We start from the raw sequence: 7,318 nt of genomic DNA, 5'->3' as shown, positions 1-7,318 counted from the left end.
CCAGATTGCTGGTTCAGGCAGGGCAGGGCTGGGGACTGTTCGGGTCGGTTTGAAAGTTGGAAAAACATCTGGATTGTCCTGATTGCAAGGGGTGTAGTGACTTCAATCAGGAAACGGGGAGACTTTTTTGGTCTAGTTCAACGCTTAGTTTTTGCTGCTTGCAAAAAAAATTTAAAAATTTGCAGCAAAAACTGTTGCTAATCTTATATCTTGCGTTAAGATATAAAGAAGCATTGAACAAATCTGCCTGCTACAGCAAAGTTCGTCCGTTTCCGTTTATTAAATAAATACCTTCGGGTTATCAAGAAGCTAGTGGTTCTCAGGCACTGGCTTTTTTGATGTTGAAGGGCAAAAGCTAGTTAGTAGATCTCCTTTAGATAAAAAACCTCAAATTAAGCATACAGCGATCGCTCTAAATTCGATCGATAAAATATGGAAATTTTATTGTAGCTACACTTAATTCTAAGTCTAGGTTACCATACTGTAATTTATGACCATGTTTTTGGGCAAGAAGCTGAGTTCATAATTTATCTTGTTTCACTATTTTATCACCTTAAAAATACTGAAATTTAGCCGACTAACGATTGCGTCTCTTACTTGTAGTCATTCTATAGTAAGAGATAAGGGTAAGAGGTTTTAGCCCAAGAGCCTATAAAATAAAACTAATTAGAATGTTTTTGATTTAATATAAATGTCTACTGCATCCCAGAAATTATCTACCCAAAATGCGAGTGAAGCTTTCATTCCCATGATGAGAGAGCTGGTCAGAACCTATCAAGCATTTTCTGCTTGCTCGGAAACTCATATCCGAGAATTTGAGCTTACGCCAGCTCAGTTTGATGTAATTGCTTCGCTTGGTAATACTAGTGGGATGTGTATGGGGGAATTAGGGGAAAAGACTTTAATTACTAAGGGAACCTTAACTGGGGTAATCGATCGCTTGATCCAAAAACAATTAGTTTCACGGGAAACGCCTTCTGACAATCGCCGTAGTGTCATCGTGCAATTAACGCCCAAGGGACAACAGGTTTTCGAGCAGGTCTTTCCCCTGCATTTGGCATATCTAAAGGAACGTTTTGATAAACTCGAATCATCGGAGCTAGATTTACTCAAGGCTTTACTAGTAAGGCTAAGAAAGGCTTTCTGAAACTACCCTTAAATTGCTTTGATTAATATTTTTTGACTGATACTCTTGACAATCCCAAAAACGAGATTTATTTTGGTAGAATAGTCCTAGTTAAAAATGTTCTATAGCGAATTAATGTCAATGTTCATCACTACTTCTTTCCCAGTTAAGAATTAGACGTTGCGGCGCGAAGCGCCGCAACGTCTAATTCTTGGTTTTGGATGTCTATTTCTTTGGTGGGAAGGGAGTAATCTATGTTGATGGAGTTATGAAAATATTGGCAATCAAAAATAGAAGCAAAAAATGGAAGGAAAAATATGATTAATCCTTTACCTGCCATCTTTATCTCTCATGGAGCGCCAGACTTGCCCATACGTGATGGAGAAGTATCGAATTTTTTGCGATCGCTCCATCGACAATTTCCCAAGCCAAAAGCAATTTTGGTTGTTTCAGCTCATTGGCATTCCGATTCCACAATGGTGAGTGCCGCAAAATTCCCCAAGACAATCTATGACTTTTCGGGATTTTCCGAACAACTTTATCAATTGAATTATCCAGTTCGAGGGATTCCTGAGTTAAGCGATCGCATTGTTGATCTGTTAGGGCGATCGGGTATTCCCTGTAATATTCATCCCACAAGGGGATTAGATCATGGGGCTTGGACTCCATTGATGTTGATCTATCCTGAGGCTGATATTCCTGTGACGCAGCTATCTATTCAGTATCAGAACGATCCTCTTTACCATTGGCAAATAGGACAAGCTCTTGAGCCTTTGCGTCATGAGGGCGTCTTAATCCTTGGTAGTGGCGGTATTACTCACAATTTGTCTGCTTTTAATTGCAACTATGACGCGACTCCTCTTGATTGGGTGCAAGAGTTTGATATGTGGATTGCGAAGACTATTGCTGAAGGAAGTTGGGACGATCTTATAAATTACCGTCGGCTTGCTCCCTATGCAAGTAAAAATCATCCTACGGATGAGCATTTATTGCCCTTATTTGTCGCTTTGGGCGCGGGAGGGGCTAATGTTAAGGGAACGCAGTTGCATAGTAGCTATGCCTTTGGGGCTTTTAGCATGGCTGCCTATGCATTTGCGAATGGCTCTTAGTTGGCATGTTCTGATTGCCAACTCTCGTAGGAAATGCGTGGAGCTTCAAATCGCTCGCTAGTACGACAATAGTAGGCGGGTGAACCCATTCGACCAATGGGAGCAAATCCACTGATATGTAGGCGATCGCTCAGCAAGTTATCATCTACATGAAACATCACTACCTGTCCGATGAATAGGGTATAGGTTCCAAGGGGTTGTTGGCTATGGAGTATACATTCTAAACTGGCTTGAGATTCCGTAACAATGGGAACCTTGATCCGTTTGGACTCAGTCGCATGTAAACCAACTGCCGTGAGTTCACTTTCTCCTGATGGAAAGTTTGCCGCAGAGATATTCATGGCATTGATTAGATCTTCTGTGACTAAGTTAACGGCAAATTCACCATTCTCAATGATGTTTGTGGCAGTATCCTTCATGCTTCCATTATCTTTGCGACCGATACTGATGATGATGTATAGGGGGTCGCTGCCGATCGCATTAAAAAAGCTGAAGGGGGCAAGATTGACGATTCCTTCAGAATTTTGTGAAGTTACCCAAGCGATTGGTCGAGGCACAACAATGTTGGTTAAAAGTTTGTAGTTGTCTTGGTGAGATGTTAATTGGGGATCGATATGCATGGGCGGTTTCTCTTTTGATGAATTGTAATACCAATTCCCTGAAGTGAGCCAACCATTCAGAGAATTAAAAAACAATCCTAGTAAGGTTTTGAGCTTTAAAAATGGCAACGCCATTTTTTGAATTGGTACTTTGAATTGGCATAGCGGCTAATACCAATTCACGAAAGTGTGACAACACTTTTGTGAATTAAATACCAAACCCAGTAAGGTTTTGAGATTCCCAAAATGGCAACGCCATTTTGGGAATTGGTATAAGTACTTGTGCAAAATAAATTACGGAAAGTTGTAAAGTTGCGCCCCTGCGGAGCGCAACTTTACAGCTTTTGGGCTTATATAGCAGTCCTAAATCATTTGTAGATTTTTGGGTTTGTGGAAGCGCTCCCCTTTTGGGGGGCGCTTCCACAAACCATTTAGGATTGCTATATATTTAATTACGCTTGGCTACTTATGCCAATTTTGATATACCAATTCAAAAATGGGGGGCAGAAATTGCCATCCATCTTTAAATTATAAATAAATTACAAATAAATTATAAATTTTGAGGATCTGAAGGAGCTGTTAGTTTAGCGATTGAGCGTACCCATGCTCTGGGCGGGATAGCGATCGCCTGCGGCAATGCCCTGAGGCGCAACGGCATTAATCCGATCGAGATCGGCGATCGTCAGAGTGACGTTGGCAGCACCGATATTTTCTTCGAGATATTGACGGCGTTTGGTTCCGGGAATTGGCACGATGTAATTGCCTTGAGCCAGCAGCCATGCTAAGGCGAGCTGTCCCGCCGTAATGCCCTTTTCGGAAGCAATCTCTTTGACCTTCGTTACTAACTGTAGATTTTTAGCGAAGTTTTCTCCTTGAAAGCGTGGCGATTGACGGCGGTAATCATTGGGGGCAAAATCATCGGGAGTAGCGATCGCCCCTGTCAGAAAACCTCTACCCAAAGGGCTGTAGGGAACGAAGCCAATGCCTAGTTCTTGCAAAGTTGGTAAGATCTCATCTTCAGGATCGCGACTCCAGAGAGAATATTCGGTTTGAAGCGCTGAAATGGGATGAATGGCGTGGGCGCGACGTATGGTTGTGGGAGCAGCTTCCGATAAGCCGAGGTATTTGACTTTTCCTTGTTTGACCAGTTCTGCCATTGCACCGACGGTTTCTTCAATGGGGACGGTGAGATCGACGCGGTGCTGATAGTAGAGGTCGATTACATCTACTCCCAATCGCTGTAAAGATTCATCACAGGACTTTTGGACATATTCGGGTTTCCCGCTAATTCCTAACCAGCCACCATTAGCGCTGCGAACATTGCCAAATTTAGTGGCAAGGATGACCCGATCGCGACGGTCTTTAATCGCCTTACCGACGAGTTTCTCGTTAGTGAAGGGACCATACATATCCGCAGTGTCGAGAAAGTTTACCCCAAGGTCGATCGCTTGATGGATTGTGGCGATCGACTCTTGCTCGTCACCACCAATATAAAACTCAGACATACCCATGCAGCCTAAGCCCATTGCGGAAACTTCTAAACCCTGATTACCTAATTTTCTTGTTTTCATGGCTTGATACCTACTTTAGTTTGCAATAATTCGATGAGTTTTGCTAGATCTTGGGAATCAAGGCGATCTATTAGCCTGTGAGCAGTTTCTATTTCTAAAGATCTATTGATTGAATTTAGGGAATTTGATGATTGTGGTTTTTCTCTTGCTTTTACCATTGAGATGTAAGTAGGGAGATCGTAAGAATCCTCCTCTTTGGTAATCCCTTCTTCCTCCATTTCCTTGTAGTAAGCAATTTTCATGCTAATAATTTCAAGGCTATGATGAAGTTCGTTTTGATGGGCGATTACTTCATTGTAATGTTCCTCTAATAGCAATCGTCTTTGATGGGCAGAGGAGATTCCCTTTCGTCGTAGCTCCGCGAACTTCTGCATTTGACGTATCGGCATTTTAGTAGCGCGTAGCTTCGTGAGAAACTTGACACAATCAAGGTCGTAGTTGGTAAAGCTACGATAACCGCTATTATCGCGATCGATTGTATCAAGGAGATTCATCCGCTCGTAATAGCGTAATGTATGGGTGCTGACACCTGTTTGCTGCGAAGCTTCTTGAATAGTGAATGTCCTTTCCATAAAATTTACTCTAAACCTTAGAGTGCACTCTAAGTCAAGTATTAAGTCAAGTGTCAAGTCAAGTATGATTTTTGGATATCCCAATTAAGGACTTACTAATAAAAATGCGTTTGTCTCTTCCTAAAATACCTACCGCACCGTTTTGTCCTTCAGAAGTTCAAGGAACAGTCATTATTCCTAGTAAGGCAAATTCTTGGCAAAAATTTCTTGTCTTTGCTGGTCCTGGACTACTAATTTCGGTTGGCTATATGGATCCAGGTAACTGGGCGACCGATATTGAAGGAGGGTCAAAATTTGGCTATAGCTTGTTGAGTATTATCTTTATCTCGAATGCGATCGCCATATTGCTCCAAGCCCTATGCGTGAGGCTGGGCATGGTGACTGGGTTGGACTTAGCACAGGCTTGTCGGCTTAAATTTAGCTTGTCTGTCAATATTCTGCTGTGGATCTTGGCGGAAATTGCCATTATTGCTTGCGATCTCGCGGAGATTTTAGGTAGTGCCCTTGCGCTCAATCTTCTCTTTCATTTGCCATTAATTTGGGGTGTTTTTGTAACAGGTCTAGATCTGGTAGTAGTTTTGTGGTTGCAGGGAAAAGGATTTCGCTGGCTAGAGGCGATTGTTTTAGGCTTAATATCGACGATCGCTATTTGCTTTTTGGTCGAGATAGTATTTGCTCGTCCCGATTGGAATGCTGTTTTTCAGGGTTATCTTCCCCAGCCTTCTGTTTTGGGCAATTCAGAACAGCTTTATTTGGCAGTAAGTATTTTGGGGGCTACAGTCATGCCCCATAATCTCTATCTTCATTCCGCGATCGTGCAGACAAGGAAATGGCAGGAGGCTTTGCCCGATGTCAAAAGTGCCTTGCATTATGCCACCTTAGACTCCACGATCGCTCTAATTGGGGCATTGTTTATCAATTCGGCAATTTTAATTGTGGCTGCTGCGACTTTTCATTTCTCTGGCAATCAGCAGGTAGCCGAGATTCAGGATGCATATCAGTTGCTAACACCTCTTTTAGGAAGTGGATTGGCAAGTTTTCTCTTTGGTTTAGCTTTGTTAGCTTCTGGTCAAAGTTCTACCTTTACAGGGACAATTGCAGGGCAGGTAGTAATGGAAGGATTTCTCAATCTGATGATTCCCTGCTGGTTGAGAAGATTAATCACCCGTTGTTTAGCGATCGCGCCTGCGGTAATTGGACTTTCGATCTTGGGCGAGCAGGGCGTAGGGAAATTATTAGTATTCAGCCAAGTTGTTTTGAGTTTACAATTGCCCTTTGCGATCGTACCGTTGGTTTTGTTTACTGGAAGTTCGCAGATTATGGGTAAGTTTGCTAATCCTTTCTGGATCAAAGGTTTAGCTTGGTTGATTGCTGGTCTGATTATTGTGGTAAATATCTGGTTATTGGCTAAATTGCTGACTTAGATTGCTGACTTAGAGGGTAGTCCTAAATAGGGTAAAGATGGGCGGCGCTTAGCGCCGCCCATCCTTACCCTATAAATCTTTCCCTTTTGAGGACTACCAATGACAGATATCGACAATTGGAAAGAATACGATCTAAGGAAATCATTTATTTCTTTGTGGTGATAACAACGCAGATGTTACTTTTTTGCTAAAAGAAGGGTTATGATGTTTATACGAGTGTTTAAACATACAAGATGGGTCGTCGCTATGACAGAAGCAATCCTCGATATTAAAACATGGGGAAATAATCTCGGTGTGCGCTTACCCGCCGCGATCGCAAGGGCGGCGCATTTGCAAGTCAATCAGCGCGTTCGTCTCTCGGTGGTTGACGGACAGGTGATTATTGCCCCAGTGCCTCATCCTCCATTAACTTTAGAAGAAAGGCTCGCTCAATTTGACTCTACTCGTCACGGTGGGGAGGTCATGATCTCAAACCAAAGTCTTGGCGCTGAACAGTGGTAAAAGCTGCAAAAAATTGGGTGCCCGACCGCCAAGACATTATCTGGATTGATTGTAATCCGCAAGTTGGTAAAGAGATGAGGGATATTCATCCCTTTTTAGTTTTATCCCCACGCATCTTTAATGACAAAACAGCGATCGTGATTGGCTTGCCTATGACGACAGCCTCCTATAATGCGGACAATCCCTTTGCGGTTGCGGTGGGCAAAGCTTCGCGAAGTAGATCTGCGAAGATTAGTTATGTATTGTGTCATCAGCCCAAGTCCTTTGACTGGCGGTTGCGGGGCGCTAAGCCCCATCCCCTAGGAAAGTTGCAAAACGATCTGTTTGTTCAAGTATGCGATCGGCTTAACCAGATTATTCAAATTTAACGTCAGTTCGGGTTTGCTACGCAAACCCGAACTAACGTTATTTAGCAC

The 7,318-nt window shown here is 42.8% G+C and carries 8 protein-coding genes; 5 read left to right on the top strand and 3 right to left on the bottom strand.

The genetic code is table 11. From position 1 onward, the window contains the following. Window positions 1–691: 691 nt before the first annotated feature. Window positions 692–1,147: a MarR family winged helix-turn-helix transcriptional regulator gene (locus AC805_RS14270; RefSeq protein WP_055076034.1), complete on the top strand. Its 456-nt coding sequence runs from the start codon at window positions 692–694 to the stop codon at window positions 1,145–1,147. A 296-nt stretch (window positions 1,148–1,443) separates the two neighbouring features. Next, entirely contained in the window at window positions 1,444–2,235 is a 792-nt protein-coding gene (locus AC805_RS14265; protein ID WP_055076033.1) for a class III extradiol ring-cleavage dioxygenase, read from the top strand. Here AC805_RS14265 and AC805_RS14260 read toward each other — a convergent pair. From AC805_RS14260 to AC805_RS14245, 3 genes are all read right to left on the bottom strand, one after another. Beyond that, window positions 2,232–2,855, bottom strand: coding sequence for a flavin reductase family protein (locus AC805_RS14260; protein ID WP_055076035.1), 624 nt, complete (start codon window positions 2,853–2,855; stop codon window positions 2,232–2,234). The genes AC805_RS14265 and AC805_RS14260 overlap by 4 nt on opposite strands. Before the next feature lie 563 nt (window positions 2,856–3,418). After that, on the bottom strand, window positions 3,419–4,405 hold the full coding sequence (locus AC805_RS14250) for an aldo/keto reductase (RefSeq protein WP_055076031.1): 987 nt from the start codon (window positions 4,403–4,405) through the stop codon (window positions 3,419–3,421). Then, window positions 4,402–4,977 (bottom strand): MerR family transcriptional regulator, encoded by a 576-nt coding sequence (locus AC805_RS14245; protein ID WP_055076030.1) that lies wholly within the window; start codon window positions 4,975–4,977, stop codon window positions 4,402–4,404. The genes AC805_RS14250 and AC805_RS14245 overlap by 4 nt, the downstream gene beginning before the upstream one ends. A 104-nt stretch (window positions 4,978–5,081) precedes the next feature. Between AC805_RS14245 and AC805_RS14240 the strand changes: the two genes are divergently transcribed. The 3 genes from AC805_RS14240 (at window position 5,082) to AC805_RS14230 (ending at window position 7,270) form a co-directional block, all read left to right on the top strand. Further along, complete coding sequence (locus AC805_RS14240) at window positions 5,082–6,401, top strand: Nramp family divalent metal transporter (RefSeq protein ID WP_055076029.1); 1,320 nt, start codon at window positions 5,082–5,084, stop codon at window positions 6,399–6,401. A gap of 246 nt (window positions 6,402–6,647) precedes the next feature. Next, on the top strand, window positions 6,648–6,902 hold the full coding sequence (locus AC805_RS14235) for an AbrB/MazE/SpoVT family DNA-binding domain-containing protein (protein ID WP_055076028.1): 255 nt from the start codon (window positions 6,648–6,650) through the stop codon (window positions 6,900–6,902). Beyond that, entirely contained in the window at window positions 6,896–7,270 is a 375-nt protein-coding gene (locus AC805_RS14230) for a type II toxin-antitoxin system PemK/MazF family toxin (protein WP_055076027.1), read from the top strand. Before AC805_RS14235 ends, AC805_RS14230 begins: the two co-directional genes overlap by 7 nt. The last annotated feature ends 48 nt before the right edge of the window (window positions 7,271–7,318 follow it).

The sequence above is a fragment of the Pseudanabaena sp. 'Roaring Creek' genome, assembly GCF_001402795.1.
In the GTDB taxonomy this organism is placed as follows: domain Bacteria; phylum Cyanobacteriota; class Cyanobacteriia; order Pseudanabaenales; family Pseudanabaenaceae; genus Pseudanabaena.
Note: the sequence above shows the minus strand (reverse complement) of the source record. Positions and strands in the feature narration are given on the sequence as shown.